Below are 19,100 nucleotides of genomic sequence, written 5' to 3' on the forward strand. Positions count from 1 at the left end.
AAGCCCGATTCGACCGATGTGCTGTACGGCGTGAAGGGCACTTACGTTGCCAGCATGCCTGACGCTTTCACCGCCCGTCTGGCTGGCCGTGAAGCTTCGTTCGCTGCTGTGGTTTCGGGTGAAGCTAACTTCTTCAACCTGGGCGCTAAGGGTGACTTCCGTGCCGTTTCTCCTGGCTTTAAAGATGGCAAAGCCAACATGGACGTGAACAAAGACGACGACAACTCGGCTGGTTTCTACGATGAAGTGGGCTATGGCGCTTCGGTGTCGACCCGCGTCGGCAACGCTGAAATCGGCGTGGCTGGCGATACCTTCACCAACTACACCGATCAGGACTGGAACAACCGCCGTTCCACCTTCGGTGGTCATGTAGGCACCAACCTGGGCGCTCTGCGCGTCGTGGGCTTCGGTAGCCAGGCGATGGATCAGCGCGTTCCTGGAACCACCGCCAACGGACTGGCTGGTCAGGACTCCGGTTACGCTGCTGCTGGCGACACTACCGTGCGCTACGTGCCCCAGGTTGATGCTCACCCCGGCGTGACCAGCGTGCGCTCCATGAGCAGCGACCGCAGCAACACCATCTTTGCTCCTGGCAAGGTGACTGACCTGTACCGCTACACCACTGGCGTGGGCGCTCTGGTGACCCATGACGGCAGTGCCGCCAACCCCCTGGTCCCCAACCTTGACCTGGCGGCCACCGGCATCTACAACTACAACAGCTCCGACTACTACGTGGCTGGCTTTGGTGCTTACAACTTCAAGCCCAACAGCACCTTCACCGTGACTCCTTTCGTGGGCGCTTCCATGTACCAGCAGAATGCAGCCAACCGTGAAGGCGCCGCCGACAACAACCGCGTCCAGGGTGGCGTTCGTGTGGCGACCCAGCCGCTGAACTACGCGTTCAAGCCTCAGTTCAAGGCTGGCATCGGTGCTGCTTCCTACACCACCGGCGCTGTTGATGCGGCCAACACGGCCAACAACACCGCACGCGCTGCTGCAACCGGCAACCAGTGGGGCGGCTCGGCTGAAGTGACCCTTAACGAGTTCTTCTCCCCGGCCACCAAGCTGAGCCTGGGCTACGGCTACCGCCAGGTGAACGGTCTGCGTGACAATGTCAACGTGAAGAGCACGCTGCCTGCCGACGTGACCGACTTCCGCTTTGGCGGTACCTATGCTGCTCCTGTGACTGTGACCGACGGCAACTACAACACCACCCAGGGTATCTTTACCCAGCTGTCTTGGAATGACGCTCTGAAGTTCAACTACGGTGTGTTCTCCAATAACAACTACGACAGCAACCACGTGCAGCAGGGTGACACCAACATCGCCCAGGGCTTCAAGGTCACCTACGGCGTGAAGTTCTAAACCTAAAACCTCATCTCACTGCAAAAGGAGAGGCCCCGCTGAGGGTCTCTCTTTTTTTGCTTCCTGCTCGGTATAGTAGGAGCATGCTTCCCGTATTTGGACACCAAAATCCCGACACTGACGCCATTACAGCTGCACTGGTCTATGCATCTTTCCTGACCCGGACCGGAACGCCTGCTACGGCTTACCGCCTGGGTGAGCTGAACTTCGAGACCCCCTTCGTTCTGCGTGAAGCTGGCATTGAAGCTCCGGCTATGCTGCCCGAACAGGAAGCCGGAACCACAGTGGCGCTGGTCGACCACAATGAATCTACGCAGTCGGCGCCTAATCTGGCCGAGCTGTCTGTGTCTTATGTGGTGGACCACCATAAGCTGGGTGACCTGCAGACCAGCTCCCCGGCCCTGCTGCGCTTCGAGCCGGTGGGCTCCTGCGGCACCATTTTGCTGAAACTGCACCGTGAAGCCAACCTGACGGTGGAACCCCTGGAAGCCCGGCTGATGCTGAGCGGCATTCTGAGCGATACCCTGCACTTCCGCAGCCCGACCACGACCGATGCCGACCGTGAAGCGGTGGACTTCCTGGCTCCGGTGGCCGGGATTGAGGACGTGACCGACTATGCTATGCAGATGTTTGCCGCCAAGAGCGACCTGGGCGACACGCCTGCCGAACAGCTGCTGCAGATGGACTACAAGGAGTTTACTTTTGGCGAGGGTGACGCTGCCCAGCGCTGGGGTGTGGGCGTGACCGAGACGACCAATCCCGGCTATGTGCTGGGCCGCCAGGAAGAACTGCTAACAGCCATGCGCGATCTCAAGCAGCAGCATGGGTTGCAGGGCATGATCCTGTCGGTGGTGGATATTCTGGAGGAACACAACGAAACGCTGGTGGCATCTGGTACCGAGGCGGCGGCGCTTCAGGGGGCTTTTGGTGTGCAGGTAGCAGATGGCCGGGCCGATCTGGGCAGCCGGATCAGCCGCAAAAAGCAACTGGTTCCGGCGCTGGAAGATTATTTTGCCCAGCAGCACTGAGCCGCAGCAACCGGGAATGTCGCGAGAAGAAATGACGCTGGAGCGCCAGCTGGACTGGCTTTATGGAATTCAGCGCTTCGGCGTTCGGCCGGGTCTGGAGCGCATCGAAGCGTTGCTGGCCCGATTGGGGCACCCGGAGCGGCGCTTCCGCAGCGTGCTGGTGGGCGGGACCAACGGCAAAGGCTCGGTGGCTGCTTCGCTGGCGTCGGTGTTGCAGGCGGCCGGGCACTCGACCGGCCTGTTTACCAGTCCACACCTCACCCATTTTGCCGAACGGTTCCGTATAGACGGCGAGCCGGTTGCTGGGAGCGAGTTGCTGACGGCTCTGGAAGAGGTGCGCCCTCATGCCGAGGCGGTAGAGGCCACTTTCTTTGAGGTTGTCACGGCGCTGGGGTGTCTGCTGTTTGCCCGGGCTGGCGTGAACTGGGCCGTGATGGAAGTGGGACTGGGCGGCCGCCTGGACGCCACCAATACTCTGTCGCCAGAGCTGAGTGTGATTACCAATGTGGGGCTGGATCACACCGAGATTCTGGGCGATACGCTGGATGCCATCGCCGGTGAGAAAGCTGGCATTCTTCGCCCTGGCCGCCCCGCTGTCACGGGAGTGGCGCCGTCGCTGTGGCCAGTGCTGGAGCAAAAAGGCGCGGACCTCTGGGCGCTGGGCCGGGACTTCGTTTTTGAGGTGGAGTCTCTGAAGCTGACTGGGACAGCCTTGCGGCTGCACTGGTTGCAACATGATCTGCCAGCCCTGACCCTCCGGACCCCACTGCTGGGTGCGCACGGCGCCAGCAATGCGGCTCTGGCGGCTGCAGCGGCACTGCGGCTGGGAGTGGGCAGTGAGGCGGTGCAGCGGGGCCTGATTGCCACCCGCTGGCCCGGCCGGCTGGAATACCTGGAGGCACGCGGGCAGGGCTGGCTGCTAGACGGGGCCCATAATCCCGACGGGGCTCAGGCGCTGGCCGATACGCTGGGCACCCTGGGGCTGCGGCCGGTCCGCCTGGTTTTCGGCGCATCTGCCGATAAGGCAGTGACAGAGATGGTTCAGATTCTAGGGCCGGTAGCCAGTGACGTGGTCCTGACCCAGGCACGCTGGAGCCCACGCGCCGCTGACCAGGCGCAGCTACGGCCTGCCTGGGAAGCCCAGGGCGTGCCGGTACGCGAGGCTGCATCGCCTGCCGAAGCGCTGGCGCTGGCAGCTGCCGGAACAAAACAGGCCGCACCCATAGTGGTGTGCGGCAGTCTGTACCTGATTGGAGAAGTGCGGGGCCTGCTGCTGGAAGAAGGCGCCGAAGCGCGTGAGCGCTGGCAATAAGAGTTAGGGTGCGGGCAGGCCGCCTGGCGTGAATCAGGCGGCGCCCTGCCGGGTGCACGCCTGCAGGTAAGAGCGGGTGGCCTGAACCCAGGCCGCCGCCAGCCGGGCGTGGGGGTGCTGACGTTCCTCCAGCGCCTGCTGAGCGCCGGTCAGCTGAACTTCAAAATCGCGCAGCGCGGGAGCGCCGCCGGCATTTTCCAGCTCGATCAGGGTATTGAGGACGGCAGTCGGGTGGATGTAGCCGGCGCGCAGGCTGTCGGCCATGACGGTCAGTGCTTTCATAGGCAGTGGTCTCCTTGGGGGAAAAGAGCAGTTCTGGCCGGCTGCGGCCCGGTCACAGAGAAGGGCCGAGAGCGCCGGGATATGTCAGCAACGTTGCCGACTTGTTGATTCTGATTCTAACAGAGCACCTTGGGCCTGACAAGAAGTCTGGCCCCCTATTCTGTATTGACCGTACAGAGAGGCGCTGTTACAATCCGATTGAGGGAATGTTTTTTCGCTCCCAGCCAAATGGTCTGCGCCGGTGTGCCGGCAAGACTTCCCCAATCCATTGCTGCCCGAAGGAGGTGAGAGATGAAACTGCATGAACGTCTGCGTGAGCTGCGCAGTGAGCGCAAATTGCGCCTGAAGGATGTCTCGGAGGTCGCGGAAATCAGCGTGCCCTATCTGAGTGATCTGGAACGTGGCCGGACCAACCCCAGCCTGGATACCCTCCAGACCCTGGCTGCCGCTTATAGCATTTCGGTACACGATCTGCTGGAAGGCGTCGAGTTCTACGGTGAGTCGGGCGAGGGTGCCCTGCCCAGAGGCCTGGCCGACCTGATGGCCGATCCGGTTCTGGGTGCCCAGCTGACCCCCGACTGGGTAAGAACCCTGTCGCGTATCGAGCTGCGCGGCAAACGCCCCGAAGGCAAGCAGGACTGGTACGAGATCTACCTGCACCTCAAGCGCATTCTGGACTGAGCTGCGGCTTTCCCGTTTTATGACAGCGTCCGCCCGGGCAAGTTCCTGGGTGGGCGCTGTTCTCTGTCTAGAACCGTGCTTTTTTCTGTGCTGGCTGTGGCAAGAGATGGCTGTAAAGGATGGCGCGTGAGGTTCAGGCGCTGCTGGCCGGTTCGCGGCCGGGCGTCTCGCGGCGGCCCTGGCGAACCAGCAGCAGGGTGCCGCTGCCCCAGGCCCCGCCGATCAGGACGACGGCCAGGGTCAGCGCCGGCCAGACCAGGCTGACGGCCAGCAGCGCCAGCGCGGTGGCCACACCAGCGATATCCGGCAGGTTGACTTTCAGGCGGCCGGCCAACTGCTGGCCCACATCCAGGGCACTGACCCCTAGCCCCAGCGCCAGCAGCAGCACCAGCAGCAGGCTGAGAGCCAGCCCTGGCGCCAGCCAGCCGGCGAAAGAGAGCAGCGTGGCCGGCACCAGCAGCGCGGCCAGGGCCAGGACACCCAGGGCCAGGGTCTGGAGAGGAGCCCGGCTTTGCCGCCGGGCCAGCTGGTCGCCGGCACCACTGCTGACCAGCACCAGGGTGACCGCGCTGGTCAGTACCCAGAACAGCGCGGCCCAGGCGGTGCTGCCCAGCCAGCCCAGCAGCGGCCGGATGGCGGTGGCGCTGGCTAGTTGTAGGGCCCCCAGCGAACTGGCCGGCTGCGGCGTGGCGCTGGCTGGCCCCTGCCCCAGCAGTGCTGTGACCTGACCCTGTACGGCCGCGCCGGGATCCTGCTGGATATCGCCCAGCAGGGTCAGCACCTGTCCATCAACCACGCTGCCGGAGCGCAGATGGATATTGCTGCCCACCGCAATGACTGGGCCGCTGTGCTGCCCTTCGATGACCAGATCGTGCCCGAAGCTGATACCGTTGCTGTCCAGGGCGTCATACAGGGTGGGAAAAGTCAGCAGGGCCGCCAAGCCGAAAGCAGCGCCGCCCAGCCCCTGCCAGCGGGGTGCCGGGTGGCGGACGATCAGCAGACTGGTCGCCAGCAGCAGGACCAGCCCCAGCCCGAACGTGGGCGGCAGGCTGGTCAATAGGTCGTGCAGCACGGCCGCGCCGGCCCTGAGTCCCGACCAGGTCGAACTGACCGCCAGGACCAGCAGGCCGGCAATCAGACTACCGACCAGAGCCAGGGGCGCGGCCCGGCTGCCCCGCCGCACGTCTGGGTGAGGGGGGTAGAGTTCTGTGATTCCGGCTGGGCGAGCAGCTTCTTTGGCCACAGCCGGGGGATGGGGGAGAGCGGCCTGGGCTTCCCGGGCGATGCGGGCCGCCAGCTCAGCTGCGTCTATGCTGGCCCGGGGCGGAGAGGGCAGCTGCTGGAGCTGCGCCGACAGCCGGATGCCGGCGGCAATTTCAGCAGCTTGCGAACGCGGGAGCTTCACCTGGGCGGGCCGCAGCTGGGCGCCCAGAGCGATCTCGGCGGCAATCTGCCCGGCCAAAACGTTGGCGTCTGGCATCGAAAGCTCTGGGACAGGCTGACTCAGCCGGGCCGCCAGGGCAATATCGCTGGCGGTGGCTGCTGCCTGCGACCTGGGTAAAGCTGGCAAAGGACGCAGCAGATCGCTCAGACTGGCCCATTCTGCCAGCAGCGCCTGCTGCACTTCGGGGGACAGCTGTGCCAGTTCTGCCTGTTCGGCTGAGGTCAGAGGTTCCTCATCCCAGCCAGCCGTCTGATCGGCTGCCCGGTGCAGCAGATCCCGGCGGTCTTGATTCAAAGCAGGCGGCTTCCCCATAACAGTAGGGTTACGCGGCGGCCGGCTCCCGGGTTCCCGGCAAACAAGTCCCTGGCAAAAAAAAGCCAGCAACCGGGCCACTTTGGCCGGTACTGGAAACGTGGAGGAGCGAAACGCTCAGTCGGCGTAACGCTGGTAGGCAGGTTGTTCGGCGCGCAGGCGGCGCAGGCGCAGTTCGCGCTCGGTCACCAGATGGGCGTCGCTGGACAGGCGGTCCTCGTAAGAGCCGTAGCCGTGAGTGCGGCGCGAGGTTTCGAGGCGGCGCCAGGCACCAGCCATAGTTCGGAGCATGGGGAGTCTGAACGCTTTCATGAGTCCCAGTTTCGGCCCAAACCGTCAGGCAAAAGTCCCGCCCAAGTCATGGAACAGTCAGCCTTGTCAGACAAATAAACGAGGATATCGAAGCAGGAATTGGCAATTTAAAAAACAGGATGCAAGTTTAAAAGAGACCTTGCCGGCTTCGCAGCCTCCGGCTCGCCAGCAGTCTGCTGCTGGACTCTGTTCTATCCGGAGGGGCCGGAGTGTTCAGTCGTCCGGAAAGCAAATTTAAACATTGCTTTAAGCTCGGTTGAGACTGGTAAACGGTCTTTACCCATCCTTAATACTCTGCTCTTCTTCCAGCCATTCCTGCGCGGTCAGCCGTGCCTGTTCCAGTTGTTGCCGCTGTACCTGGAACTCGCCGGTCTGCGCCGCATCGGCGCTGCTGAGGTTGTTGGCCAGAGTGAACAGGGCCGCTTGCAGGGCGCCATGCAGAATGGCCCCGCCTGCCTGGATATCGCTGACTACCGAAGTGTGGACCAACGGCCGCAGTTGCTGGGCCAGCGCCAGGCCAGTCTGCAGTTCGCGGGCCAGTTGCAGTGGCACCTCGCGGGTCTGCTGCCGCAGTTCGTCTTCCTCAGCTGCGGGAGTGTCCGGCTGGCGGGCCTGTTTCATAAATGCGGCAAACAGCGTGGCGTCGGCGTCGCCCAGCGCCTGAATACGCGCCTGCAGGGAACGCAGCTTATCGTTCAGGGCAGTCAGTTCGGCAGGCGGGTCCGCTTTGGTGAGGGTCAGATTCACCGCCAGAATCAGCAGCGAGACGCCGAAGGCGCCGCTGACCGCCACCACCGAACCGCCGGTAGGCACACTGCGGCGGGCGCCGGCAGCGTCCAGCACCTCCTGCATGGTATGGGTCCAGAGGCTGGGCGGCTCGGCAGCAGGCTGGGGCTCGGCGCTGCGCAGCGGCATATGGTCAGAGGTCGTGGCCGCAGCATAGGCAGCTGCCCTCCCCCAAAGCAAAAGCGGGGAATGAAGTTTTCCTTCATTCCCCGCCCCGGGCCGGCCCGGCTGCCGGCTTCCTGGTGGGTTTACTTCACCAGGCCGAGCTTGCGCACTTCGTCGCGCTCTTCTTCCAGTTCCTTGGCGGTGGCGTCCATCTTGCCGCGGCTGAAGTCGCTGATGTCCAGGCCCTGCACGATTTCGTACTTGCCGTCCTTGACGGTCACGGGGAAGCCGTAGATCAGGCCTTCAGGAATGCCGTAGGAGCCGTCACTGGGAATGCCCATGCTGACCCATTCGCCTTCAGGGGTGCCCAGCGCCCAGTTGCGCATGTGATCAATGGCGGCCGAAGCAGCCGAAGCCGCCGAGGACAGACCACGCGCTTCGATGATCGCGGCGCCGCGCTTGGCGACGGTGGGAATGTACTCGTTTTCGTACCAGTCCTGGTCCACCAGATCCAGCGCCTTTTCGCCGGCCACGGTCGCCCGCGACAGGTCGGGGTACTGGGTGGAGGAGTGGTTGCCCCAGATGGTGATGTTCTTGATCTCGGTCACCGGCTTGCCGGTCTTTTCGGCCAGCTGGCTGATGGCGCGGTTGTGGTCCAGGCGAACCATGGCGGTAAAGCACTTGGGGTCCAGATCAGGAGCGTTCTGCTGGGCGATCAGCGCGTTGGTGTTGGCGGGGTTGCCCACCACCAGCACCTTGACGTTCCGGCTGGCGACCTTGTTCAGGGCTTCGCCCTGCGGCTTGAAGATGCCGCCGTTGGCGCTCAGCAGGTCACCGCGTTCCATGCCGGCCTTGCGGGGCATGGCGCCCACCAGCAGGGCGTAGTCGGCGTCCTTGAAGGCCACCATTGGGTCGTCGCTGGTGATCACGTCGGCCAGCAGGGGGAACGCGCCGTCACGCAGCTCCATCACGACGCCCTCGAGGGCCTTGAGCGCCGGAGTAATTTCCAGCAGCTGCAGAATCACGGGCTGGTCCTTGCCCAGCATGTCGCCGGCGGCGATGCGGAACAGCAGGCTGTAACCAATCTGGCCGGCCGCGCCGGTCACTGCTACACGTACGGGTTCTTTCATAGGAATACCTCCGAAAAAGGAAATAGGGTGTTGCTCCTCATCTTAACGCTCAGGCGCGGCCGGCGGCTGTCTCTGGGCCGGGTGCAGTCCCGGAAGCGGGGACAGCCGCCGGGGCCGCCCTTATGTCTGCTGGGGTCAGTCGCCGGCCACCCGGCCCCGGCGCTGGGCCGCGTAGGCAGCGCGGTAACGCTGCATCTCGCGGCGGGCGGTGGGCAGCAGCAGGTAAATGCCGATCACGTTGGGAATGCACACCGCAAAGATCAGGGCGTCGCTCAGGTCAATCAGGTCGCTCAGGTCCAGCGAGGCCCCGATCACGGTGGCGATCAGGAACAGCACGCTGTAGCCCAGCTGCACCGCGCGCGAGTCGCCCAGCAGATAGGCGGCGGCCTTGGTGCCGTAGTAGCTCCAGCTGATCAGGGTGGAAAAGGCGAACAGCGTGGCGGCCAGTGCCAGCGGCCACACCAGCCAGGGCGCCACGCTGGCAAAAGCGGCGCTGGTCATGGCGATGCCGCTGAGACCCTCCAGGTGATAGGCGCCGGTCAGAATGATCACCAGGGCGCTGAGGGTGCAGACCACCACCGTGTCGATAAAAGGCTCCAGCATGGCGACGTAGCCTTCGGTGGCCGGCTGGTCGGTGCGCACCGCCGAGTGGGCGATAGAGGACGACCCCAGGCCCGCCTCGTTGGAAAAGGTGGCCCGCCGGAAGCCCTGAATCAGGGCGCCCAGGGCGCCGCCGGCCACGCCTTCGGGCGTAAAGGCGCCCTGCACGATGGCGCCGATGGCGGCCGGCAGCCCGCTGAAATGCACCCCGATGACCACCAGCGCCATGATCAGATACAGCCCGGCCATGAACGGCACCAGCCGGGCAGTGACCCGCGCAATGTTGCCGATCCCGCCGATGATGACGGCCCCGCCCAGCGCCGCAAAGACCAGACCGTAAGCCCAGGCGTAGCCGTTCAGAAAGCTGGCGTCGCCGCCGGTCACCGTCTGGGCGATGGCGTAGGCTTGGTTGCTCTGAAACATGTTGCCGATGCCCAGCGCGCCCAGGGCCAGAAAGAGTGCGTACACGGCCGCCATAGCTTTCCCCAGGCCGCTCAGCCCCAGGTCTGCCAGACCGCGCGAGAGGTAGTGCATCGGCCCGCCCGACACGGTGCCGTCGGGGTTCACGCGGCGGTATTTGACGCCCAGGGTGCATTCCACGAACTTGGCACTCATGCCCAGCAGGCCGGCCAGAATCATCCAGAAGGTGGCACCGGGCCCGCCGGCTGCCACGGCCACCGCGACCCCCGACATATTACCGATACCCACCGTGCCGCTAACGGCAGTCGAGAGCGCCTGAAAGTGGGTGATGGTGCCGGGGCTGCTGGGGGTGCTGAACGGCGAATCGCCACGCACGATTCTGAGGGCGTGCCCGAAGCCGCGCAGGTTCACGAAGCCCAGTGCCACAGTGCAGACCAGGCTGGCCAGCACCAGCCAGGCCACGATCAGTGGCAGTTCAGTGCCGCCCACCGGAACCGAGTAGAAGATGACGCTGCTGACCCACTCGCCGATGGGCCGCACCGCCTGATTGATGCGCTCGTCCAGGCTGAGCGCCAGTAGAGGAGGAGAGAAAGCCATAGCGCACCCTACCCTGCTCTCATTTTAGTGTTTCTTAAAAGCTGGCTTATCGTCTCTGACGGGCTTCAGCTGAGGTTGCGCGGGCTGACATCCACCCGCACCCGGCCCCCGGCCCGCGCGCCGCCCACCGCAGCCAGCAGGTCCTGCAGACGGTCACTGCTGCGGGCCCGCAGCAGCAGGTGATAGGGGTAGACCCCCCGCACCCGGGCAATCGGCGCGGGTGCCGGGCCCAGCACCTCCTGCGCGGTGGCGCCGGCGCCGTAGAGCGCGGCGGCCAGCTGCTCGGCGGCGGCCGAGGCGCGGTCACGGTCGCGGGCGGCGACTTCCACCTGGGCCAGGCAGGCGTGCGGCGGGTAACCCAGGGCCTGGCGCAGTTCCCATTCTTGGCGGGGATAGGCGCTCACACTCTGTCCGCTGCGGACTGCTTCCAGTGCCGGATGCTGTCCCTGAAACGTCTGCACCAGCAGCAGCGGGGCGCGGGCGGGGTGCCACTCGGCCAGTTCCCACAGCAGGGCGTGATACCGCTCCGAGGCGCGGAAATCCGGCACATTCAGCCAGGTGTCGGCCAGGGTCACGGCCACCAGCGCCAGCTCCGGCGGGGCCGGCTGCGAGAGCAGCAGCTGGGTGCCCACCACCACGCCGCTCTGGCCGGCATACAGCGCCGAGAGGTCGTCCTGATGGTCCTTATCTATCCGGTAAACCGGCGTGCCGGGCAGCAGCTGCGCCACCTCCTGCGCGATCCACTCGGTGCCGGGGCCTTTGGTCTGCCACAGGGCCTCGCCGCAGTTCTCGCAGGTTTGCGGCACGTTCTGCCGGTGCCCGCACTGATGACAGCTGAGCTGATGGGCGCCCTGGTGATACCGCAGGGCCACGTCACAGTTGGGGCATTGCGGGGTATGTTCGCAGCGCGGGCAGCGCAGCAGCGCCGAGTAGCCGCGCCGGGGCGCCAGCAATGCTGCCTGCCGGCCACGCTCCTGCACCTGCCGCAGCACCGCCCGCAGGTCGTGGCTGAGCGGGTAACCCAGGCTGCTCTGGGCCTGCGCCGGCATGGACAGCGGCCCCAGTTCCGGCTGCTGGGGAGCGGCGCTGTAGTCCACGGTGTGCAGCCGCAGACGCGGGGCCGGCAGTTCCAGGGCAGGCCAGGCCACTGTTTCTACGGCCGGCGCCACCCCGGCGGCCCCCAGACCCGCGCCGTGCGCACGCGCCACCGCCTGCGCCACGTCGGGAATCCAGGCGCGGGACCCGCTAGGCAACTTGTAGGCGTCACTGCCCTCGTCCAGCAGCAGCAATAGGCCCAGGTCCTGCAGCGGTGCCGTGAGGGCCAGGTATGACCCCACCACCAGCCGCGCTGCGCCGCTGCGAATCTGCTCCCAGCTGTGTTCGCGCTGCTCTGGGGACAGCAGGCCGCTGAACAGCGCCGCAGCGGTGCCGCAGGGGGCCGCCAGCCCACTCAGCGCCGCCCAGGCCCGGTCCAGGGTGGCATGTTCCGGGGCCAGCACCAGCACGCTGCGCCCGGCCCGCAGCTGCGCCTGAATGCGGGGCGCCAGGGCCTGCGCCCGGCCGGCAAACTTGCCGCCGTTCAGTCGCCAGCCGTCACCGCCGGTCGGCAGGCGGTCGGGGGCGTCACTGCTCCAGGGTTCGGCGGCAGCCGGCAGGGCCGGCGGGAGCGCCGCTTCCTCGCGCAGTTCGGCGTGGCCCTTGGCCAGCACGGCGGCCACCACACTGCTGCTGACCCCTGCGCCCCGTGCCCAGCTGCTCAGTGACGCCTGCCCGGGGTACTCGGCCAGCCACTCGGCAGCTTCCCGCTGCTTGGGGGTCAGCGGGCCCTGACCCAGATCGGCTGCAAACACCCGCGTCAGGGTGGGGCGCCGCAGGGTGAATTCCTCTTCCAGCAGGCCTTGCTCACGCACGGCGTCTAGCAGGGCAGGCAGATAACCGGCCCCGTCCGTCCAGTGATTGCCCGGCACGGCGGCGGGGGCGGCATTCTCGGCAAAAGCACTCAGGTCGGCGCCGGGCACCGCCCGCACCTGATGCGCCAGCGCCGGCTGCCAGCCCACGCCCAGCAGGTCGTCCCAGACCAGCCCCAGCGGCAGGCTGGCCGCCGCGCTCCAGTGGCCCACCGCCTCTACCGTGGCCGGGAGCACCCAGGGCGCCGCTGGGTCGTCCAGCAGTTGCAGGGCTTCGCGCAGGCGGTGGCTCTGCCGCTCCTGACCGCTGCCCACCACCAGGCCGACCAGCGGCTCGCCGCGCCAGGGCACCAGCACCCGGCAGCCCAGCGGCAGCGGGCCAGCAAAGCCGTGGGGAGGGCAAGAAGGGCGCCGGCTCTCCGCCTTTGCTTTCACAGGCCGGGGCGGCCGAGTTCTGTCAGCTGGCCTGGGGCGACGCTGGCCGGCGCAGACGGCGAAACAGCAGTACCACCCCGGCGATCACGCTGCCCACCAGCAGGCCCAAAATGGCCGAGCCGGCAGTTTCGCCCAGCCAGCTGGCTGCGCCCGCAGCAAACGGCACGGCGGCTTCGGCGGCTTCGGCCAGCTGCCGGATCAGGTGTTCGGGAGCGGTGATGCCGTACTCTTCCAGCCGGGTTGCCAGGATATGGCCGCCCACCCATAGCATCGCTGCTGTGCCGACCACCGAGAGCACCGACATCACGACCGGCATGGCGCGTACCAGCAACCGGCCCAGCGCGCGGGTGGTGCCCGGGTGCCGGTGCGAGAGATTCAGTCCCACATCGTCCAGCTTCACGATGACCGCCACCACGCCGTACACCAGCGCCGTGATGACCAGCGCCACCACGATCAGCGACAGGGTCTGGGTCAGCAGCGGCTGAGCGGCCACCTCGGCCAGCGAGATCACCATGATTTCGGTCGAGAGAATAAAGTCGGTGCGAATGGCGCCCGACACCATCTGGTCTTCCTGCTCCTGGCTGGAAAGCTGCGCGTTGGCCGCGTCGTCTGCCGCTTCGTCACTCTGGCCGCTCAGTGCTCCGATCACTTTTTCGGCGCCCTCGTACGACAGGTAAGCGCCGCCCAGCATCAGCAGCGGCGAGAGCGCCCCCGGCAGGAAATAATTGAGCAGCAACACCGCCGGCAGAATAAAAATCACCTTGTTGCGCAGCGACCCCTTGGCGATGCGCCAGATGACCGGCAGTTCGCGGTCGGGGGCAAAGCCGGTCACGTAGCGGGGGGCCACGGCGGTATCGTCCACCACCACGCCAACTGCTTTGGCGCTGGCCCGGCCGGCCACCACGCCCACGTCGTCCACCGAGGCGGCCGCTGCCTTGGCAATGGCGGCCACGTCGTCCAGCAGGGCAATCAGGCCACTCACCGCTGGCTCCGGACGGAGCAGTGGCCGGCGGAAGGCGGAAGGGGGGCAGCAGAGTGAGGCATCAGGCAGAGTGCTCCTTGAAACGGGGACGGGGACGGCGGCGAAACAGCGAAGCAGGCGCCAGAAAAGCCGGAGCCAGCTGTGGACCGATGCTACCCTGTTCCCGGCCAGCGGCAGGTGCGGCAGTCCACAGTGCCCCGCAGCGCGCCCACCCGAGCCGGCCTGAGCCTGGATGCTTAAAGGTTCGGGTCCAGCATCAGCGTGAGCTGAGGGCCCACGTTTTTACCGCCTGCGCCGTAGGCTTCGGGGCTCCAGCTGCAGGTTGCTTTGGCCAGGGGGGTGGAGAAAACGTCCTGAACTTCCCGGGGCTTGACTTTTGGACCGCAGAAAGCCAGTAGCTGCGTAGGAACGGTGTCCCAGTCATAAAAGCCAGTGAGGTCACGCGTGAATTGGGCCGCGATTTTGACGGGCGAGGTACCGGGCGTGACCTGGCGGCTCACCGGCCGGAAAAACAAAATGGCGTGGCTGATAGAGTTGCTGCTTTTCTCACGCCAGAGGACCACCCCGGCGTGGGGCACTTTGGTCAGGCTATAGGTGTATTCGGTGAAGCCACTGGGCTGGCCCTGGTCAAGCAGCTCTTCTTTGCCCAGCCACTGACAGCCGTACAGTTTGCAAAATCCAGTCTGCATGATGGAGCCGCCGCTCTGCATGATCGGCGTCTGGGCCAAAGCTGCCGTGCTGGACCCCAGCGCCAGCAGGGTAAAGATGAAATTTCGCCTATTCATAACGCCATCTGACCATATTCAGCGGGAGAATGACGCCCAAATCTTCCGGCGCAGAGGGTGCTTTTGCGGTGCGGCTCAGGCCGGGACCGGGGCCGCCGCTTCCTCTTTAGAATCGGCCCATGAGCCTGCTCCCCGCCGAACTGCAAGATGTGACGGTGTCTGCCGGGGGCCGGTCCCTGCTGCGAGACGTCACCCTGACGGTGCATCCCGGCGAAGCGCTGCTGCTCCAGGGTGCGGGTGGCAGCGGCAAGACCACGCTGCTGCGGCTGCTGGCCGGCGAGCGGCAGACCAGCGCCGTGCGGGCGCGGCAACGGCTGAATGTGGTGGGCCCGGACAGTGAAGCGGCCCTGTTGCGCCGCGACTGGCCGCAGCCGGTGGCCGGAGTGCTGCTTTCGGCGCTGCAGGAGGACCGCTGGGCGCATCAGGCCGCAGCGCAAGCGGCCCGGCTGGCCGAAGTGGCCCGCCTGACCGGATTAGAAGACCTGCTGGAGCGCGATTTCCGGACCCTCAGCCACGGGCAGCGCCGGCGGGTGTCGCTGGCCCGCGCCCTGATGCCGGGCCCCGAACTGCTGCTGCTGGATGAATTCACCGACGGCCTCAGCCCGGCGGCCCGCGCCGAACTGGGCGCCGTCTTGCGCGGGCTGCACTCATCGGGCACGGCTGTGGTGCTGGCGTCTCACCGCCCGGACGAGGCGCCGGACCTGGGCTGGCGGGTGCTGCAGGTGGCCGGCGGGCAGGTTTCGGCCGCGCCGCCGGCCCTGCCAGAGCCGGTAGCCGTGCCTGGACCACTGGCAGGCGTGCACCTGGCAGCGCCGGCCGACCCGCCTGCCCTGCTGGTCCGCCTGCAGGACGCCGAGGTGTACCGCGGGAACGTGCGGGCGCTGGGGCCGCTCAGCTGGGAGTGGCATGGTGGGCAGCACTGGCTGGTGACCGGCGAGAACGGATCGGGCAAAAGCACCCTGACCCGGCTGATTTACGGCGAGTTCCAGCCGGCGCTGGGGGGCACGGTCAGCCGGCCGTTTCTGCCGCGTGACGTGATTTCCGAGCGGCGGCGGGCCTTCGGGCTGGTGGGGGCCGAGCTGGGCATTCGCCAGCGGCGCGGCTGGACCGGCAGCCAGATTCTGGGCAGCGCCTTTGCCGGCACCGAGGGCTTTATGGAGCCACTCACTTCTGCCCAGTCCACGCAGCTGCAGGAGCTGGCCGCCCGGCTGGAGCTGCAGGACCTGTTGGACCGCGACGCCCGCACCCTCTCGCAGGGGCAACTGCGCCGGCTGTTGCTGGCCCGCGCCGTGCTGCACCGCCCGCGCTTATTGCTGCTGGACGAGGGTCTGGATTTCGTGGACGCCCGTAGCCGCATTCTGTTCTTGCAGCTGCTCCCAGAACTGACGGCGGGCGGCACCCATATTCTTCTGGTGGCCCACCGCCCGCAGGATGTCCCGGCAGGCATCACGCACCATCTACATCTGGAAGGCGGCCGGGCAGCTGGGGTGGAGAAGCTGTGATGTCTGCTCCGTTCCCTCGGTGCAGCAGCCGGTCCCTCAGCATGCCCTACAGGTAAATACCCAGCAGAGCGAACACCGACCCCCTGGGCGACGTGAGCCGGTCAGATCACCTGCGAGAGGTTGGCCGTCAGCACGTAAGCTCCCATCAGGACCAGCACGCTGGCGAAGCCCCGCCGCAGCGCCGGGCCGGACACCCACCCGCTTGCCTACGGTAGACCCCAGCAGGCTGCCCAGAATGCCGACCCCGGCAAACAGGCCGATCAGTCTCCAGTCCAGCGGAGCATGCGGCTGGGACAGGTGCTCCAGAAAGCCGGTCAGGCTGTTCAGGGTGATGATGGCCAAGCTGGTGCCGACCGCGTACCGCATGGGCAGCCGGCCCAGCAGCACCAGCGCTGGCACGATCAGAAATCCGCCGCCCACGCCGACCACCCCGGTCAGGGTCCCAACACCCAGGCCCTGCAGTGCGGTTCCCAAGGGCGTAGGCATCGTACCTGAGTCGTCTGCTTGTGCGGCGGCGCCGTCCTGCACGGGCGGGCGAAACATCAGAGTAGCCGCCAGCAGCATCACCACCGCAAAAATCAGCAGTTGCGTCTGCCCGCTGAGAAACTGGCTCAGCCGCGCGCCAAGCGCAGTTCCCACCACGCCGGGAAGCCCGAATAGGGCAAAGCGCCGCCAGTCCACCAGCCCTCTGGCGGCATACGGCAGCAGCCCGACCAGACTGATGGCACCTACGATGGCCAGGCTTTGCGTGATCGCCAGTTTCTCGTCTGCGCCGGCCAGATACACCAGCGCCGGCACCGTCAGAATCGAGCCACCCGAGCCGAGCAGGCCCAGGCTCAGGCCGATCAGCAGGGCGCCAATCCAGGCCAGTGGACTCATGCGTTTCCTCTGGAGCTGCTCGGCGCCGGCTGGGCGGGCGCGGGAAACAGGGAGGGCCGGTTCAGCGTCACTGTGCCGACTGGCTTTCAGGTGTTTCCAGGCCCTTTTGCACGTCGTCCGGATGGCTTCGCTGCCAGGCCTCGAAGCCGCCGGCCAGTTCCAGCACGTCGAAACCTTCGCTGCCCAGCAGGCTGGCGGCGGCGGCGCTGCGGGCCCCCGACTGGCAGTGCACGATGATGGTGCGGTCACGCGGCAGTTCGTCCAGCTTCCAGGGCAGGCGGCCGGCATGCAGCTGCCGGGCGCCGGGGATATGGCCAGCCTCGTACTCGGAGCGGGCCCGCACATCCAGAATCAGGGCGCCGGCGTACGCACCCAGCTCGGCCGGGGTGATCGGCGGCACGGCGCGGGTGTTCAGCTCGGCCGCGCTACGGGTGTAGCCCACCACATTGTCCAGCCCCACCATCCACAGCCGGCGGCGCAGTTGCTCGGCGGCTTCGGCACCCTGGGCCAGCAGCACGAAATCGTGGTTTTCGGGGCGCAGCAGCCAGCCGGCCCAGGTTTCCACCTTGTTCGCCTGCGGCAGGTTCACCGAATGCGCCGGCGCCGCTTGATGGTATTCCTCCTTGGGGCGGGTGTCGATCAGCAGCGCGCCGGCGTTCAGCCGGGCCTGCGCCTCTTCAGCGCTCAGCTCGGGCAGCGGCTCCATGTGGCCCAGCAGGGGCACGCCGTCGCGGTTCTGGGTCTTCATGCGGCCGTAGTACAGCGGGGCGTCGGGCTGGCCGGCCAGCAGCTCGTCCATAAAGCCCTGCTCGTCGCCCTTTTCCACATAGGGCGCCCACCAGCTGAGCGCCCGCTCATACCCCACGGTAGTAGAAGGCACCGCGCCCAGCGCCTTGCCGCAGGCGCTGCCGGACCCGTGGGCGGGCCACACCTGCACATGGTCGGGCAGGGTCAGAAACTGCTCTTGCAGGCTGCGGAACATCTCCCGGGCGCCCTGAAAGCGGGTGTCCTGGCCGCCGGCGGCCTCGTCCAGCAGGTCAGGCCGGCCCAGGTCGCCCACGAAGACGAAATCGCCGCTGAAATACAGGCTGGGCACCTCACCCCGGGGGGTATCGGTCAGCAGGAACGACAGGCTTTCGGGGGTATGACCAGGGGTATGCCGCACGTCCAGCCGCACGTTACCCACCATGAAACTGTCGCCGTGGTGCAGCTGTTCCATCTTCGGCGTGGCGTAGGTGTACTGCCAGTCGGGGCCGCCCTCGGCCGACAGCAGCAGCCGGGCGCCGGTCGCTTCCGCCAGCTCGCGTCCGCCGCTGAGATAGTCGGCGTGAATGTGGGTTTCGGTGACATGGGTTACCCGCAGGCGCTGCGCCTGGGCTTCGTCCAGGTACTGCCGAATATCGCGGATAGGGTCAATCACCAGGCATTCGCCGGTCTGCTGGCAGCCCACCATGTAGGAAGCCTGGGCCAGATCGTCGTCGTAAAAGCGCTTAAAGAACATCAGGGGCTCTCCTTTGCAGAGGGAGAAAAGGGCGCGAGGCAGGGTGGTCGTTGATTGCCAAGCTAACCCCCCGGGGGTATAGTGTCAAGTACCGGGAGGGGGTATAAGGGATATCGGTTTTGGCGATATGGCCCCCTTCTCTGATCGCTGTTGCGCAGTGGCGCACGCTCTGGCCTTTTTTCTTTTTCCTGAAAGGACTTCAACATGTATCCAAAGACAGAATCGTCCTGCTGTTCGTCCCAGCCTGCTGGTGGCGCGCCAGAAAGGTTTCCAGGCCAGCTTCTCGGCGGCTCGGTAAAGGGGGAAGGGGTATGAGCAAAGAGGCTGCCTCTGACGCCACTGCCCTGCCGCTTTCCGAAACCGACCGGAAGATTCTGACCCGCTTAAGGCGCATCGAAGGGCAGGTGCGTGGTCTGCAGCGCATGATCGAAGAAGGCCGTGACTGCCCGGACGTGCTGACCCAGCTTTCGGGGGTGCGCAGTGCGCTGGACGCTGCTGGCGACGTGATGCTGGAACAGTACGCCAGCGGCTGCCGCGCCCGCCCCGGCGAGGCCGTGACCCCGGCAGACGTGGTGCGGGCAGTCAAGCTGCTGCGCGGCTGAAGCGGCAGGAGGCCCGGTGCGGAGGACCAGGTTCTTGCTGTTTGCCGGGCAATGCACTTTTTCTTGCCTGGACCTGCTCTCCCGCACTAGCCTTCAGGCCATAAAAAACCCCCACCGATGAAGGCGGGGGTTG

The 19,100-nt window shown here is 66.3% G+C and carries 17 protein-coding genes (1 of these 17 only partly in view); 6 read left to right on the top strand and 11 right to left on the bottom strand.

Annotated features, from left to right (window positions below; translation table 11 throughout):
• The 3 genes from OCI36_RS00045 to OCI36_RS00055 all read left to right on the top strand — a co-directional run.
• On the top strand, positions 1-1,365 hold the 3' portion of the coding sequence (locus OCI36_RS00045; RefSeq protein ID WP_261663047.1) for an S-layer homology domain-containing protein. It extends 1,401 nt beyond the left edge of the window; the window shows 1,365 of its 2,766 coding nt (coding positions 1,402-2,766); the start codon falls outside the window, past its left edge; it ends in the stop codon at positions 1,363-1,365.
• An 83-nt stretch (positions 1,366-1,448) separates the two neighbouring features.
• Complete coding sequence (locus OCI36_RS00050; protein WP_261663048.1) at positions 1,449-2,393, top strand: manganese-dependent inorganic pyrophosphatase; 945 nt, start codon at positions 1,449-1,451, stop codon at positions 2,391-2,393.
• A gap of 16 nt (positions 2,394-2,409) precedes the next feature.
• The gene (locus OCI36_RS00055) at positions 2,410-3,705 is read left to right on the top strand and encodes a bifunctional folylpolyglutamate synthase/dihydrofolate synthase (protein ID WP_261663049.1); all 1,296 of its coding nucleotides are present in this window, start codon (positions 2,410-2,412) and stop codon (positions 3,703-3,705) included.
• A gap of 33 nt (positions 3,706-3,738) precedes the next feature.
• On the opposite strand, the gene OCI36_RS00060 is transcribed toward OCI36_RS00055, so the two are convergent.
• Positions 3,739-3,987, bottom strand: coding sequence for a hypothetical protein (locus OCI36_RS00060; protein WP_261663050.1), 249 nt, complete (start codon positions 3,985-3,987; stop codon positions 3,739-3,741).
• 291 nt (positions 3,988-4,278) lie between these two features.
• On the opposite strand from OCI36_RS00060, the gene OCI36_RS00065 reads away from it, so the two are divergent.
• The gene (locus tag OCI36_RS00065; protein WP_013613877.1) at positions 4,279-4,668 is read left to right on the top strand and encodes a helix-turn-helix domain-containing protein; all 390 of its coding nucleotides are present in this window, start codon (positions 4,279-4,281) and stop codon (positions 4,666-4,668) included.
• A 133-nt stretch (positions 4,669-4,801) separates the two neighbouring features.
• On the opposite strand, the gene OCI36_RS00070 is transcribed toward OCI36_RS00065, so the two are convergent.
• The 8 genes from OCI36_RS00070 to OCI36_RS00105 all read right to left on the bottom strand — a co-directional run bounded on the left by OCI36_RS00070 (position 4,802) and on the right by OCI36_RS00105 (position 14,483).
• Positions 4,802-6,406, bottom strand: a complete 1,605-nt coding sequence (locus OCI36_RS00070) for a polymer-forming cytoskeletal protein (RefSeq protein WP_261663051.1) — start codon at positions 6,404-6,406, stop codon at positions 4,802-4,804.
• Between the two features lie 135 nt (positions 6,407-6,541).
• Complete coding sequence (locus tag OCI36_RS00075; protein ID WP_261663052.1) at positions 6,542-6,703, bottom strand: hypothetical protein; 162 nt, start codon at positions 6,701-6,703, stop codon at positions 6,542-6,544.
• Between the two features lie 309 nt (positions 6,704-7,012).
• The gene (locus OCI36_RS00080) at positions 7,013-7,651 is read right to left on the bottom strand and encodes a cyclodeaminase/cyclohydrolase family protein (RefSeq protein WP_261663053.1); all 639 of its coding nucleotides are present in this window, start codon (positions 7,649-7,651) and stop codon (positions 7,013-7,015) included.
• Positions 7,652-7,770: 119 nt separating this feature from the next.
• Positions 7,771-8,757 carry a malate dehydrogenase gene (locus OCI36_RS00085; protein ID WP_409996698.1) on the bottom strand — a complete coding sequence of 329 codons (987 nt, stop codon included), beginning with the start codon at positions 8,755-8,757 and terminating at the stop codon, positions 7,771-7,773.
• 135 nt (positions 8,758-8,892) lie between these two features.
• Entirely contained in the window at positions 8,893-10,374 is a 1,482-nt protein-coding gene (locus OCI36_RS00090; protein ID WP_261663054.1) for an alanine/glycine:cation symporter family protein, read from the bottom strand.
• 65 nt (positions 10,375-10,439) lie between these two features.
• Positions 10,440-12,716 (bottom strand): primosomal protein N', encoded by a 2,277-nt coding sequence (priA, locus tag OCI36_RS00095; protein WP_261663055.1) that lies wholly within the window; start codon positions 12,714-12,716, stop codon positions 10,440-10,442.
• A 22-nt stretch (positions 12,717-12,738) separates the two neighbouring features.
• The gene (locus OCI36_RS00100) at positions 12,739-13,698 is read right to left on the bottom strand and encodes a DUF808 domain-containing protein (protein ID WP_261663056.1); all 960 of its coding nucleotides are present in this window, start codon (positions 13,696-13,698) and stop codon (positions 12,739-12,741) included.
• Between the two features lie 236 nt (positions 13,699-13,934).
• Positions 13,935-14,483 (bottom strand): hypothetical protein, encoded by a 549-nt coding sequence (locus OCI36_RS00105; protein WP_261663057.1) that lies wholly within the window; start codon positions 14,481-14,483, stop codon positions 13,935-13,937.
• Between the two features lie 119 nt (positions 14,484-14,602).
• Here OCI36_RS00105 and OCI36_RS00110 point away from each other — a divergent pair, with 119 nt between their 5' ends.
• Entirely contained in the window at positions 14,603-15,985 is a 1,383-nt protein-coding gene (locus OCI36_RS00110) for an ATP-binding cassette domain-containing protein (RefSeq protein WP_261663058.1), read from the top strand.
• A 36-nt stretch (positions 15,986-16,021) separates the two neighbouring features.
• On the opposite strand, the gene OCI36_RS00115 is transcribed toward OCI36_RS00110, so the two are convergent.
• Both OCI36_RS00115 and OCI36_RS00120 read right to left on the bottom strand, forming a co-directional pair.
• Positions 16,022-16,864 (bottom strand): sulfite exporter TauE/SafE family protein, encoded by an 843-nt coding sequence (locus OCI36_RS00115; protein WP_261663059.1) that lies wholly within the window; start codon positions 16,862-16,864, stop codon positions 16,022-16,024.
• Between the two features lie 67 nt (positions 16,865-16,931).
• Positions 16,932-18,365 carry an MBL fold metallo-hydrolase gene (locus OCI36_RS00120; protein ID WP_261663060.1) on the bottom strand — a complete coding sequence of 478 codons (1,434 nt, stop codon included), beginning with the start codon at positions 18,363-18,365 and terminating at the stop codon, positions 16,932-16,934.
• A 311-nt stretch (positions 18,366-18,676) separates the two neighbouring features.
• Between OCI36_RS00120 and OCI36_RS00125 the strand changes: the two genes are divergently transcribed.
• The gene (locus OCI36_RS00125) at positions 18,677-18,967 is read left to right on the top strand and encodes a metal-sensitive transcriptional regulator (RefSeq protein WP_261663061.1); all 291 of its coding nucleotides are present in this window, start codon (positions 18,677-18,679) and stop codon (positions 18,965-18,967) included.
• Positions 18,968-19,100: the final 133 nt, after the last annotated feature.

The sequence above is a fragment of the Deinococcus sp. Marseille-Q6407 genome, assembly GCF_946848805.1.
Lineage (GTDB): Bacteria > Deinococcota > Deinococci > Deinococcales > Deinococcaceae > Deinococcus.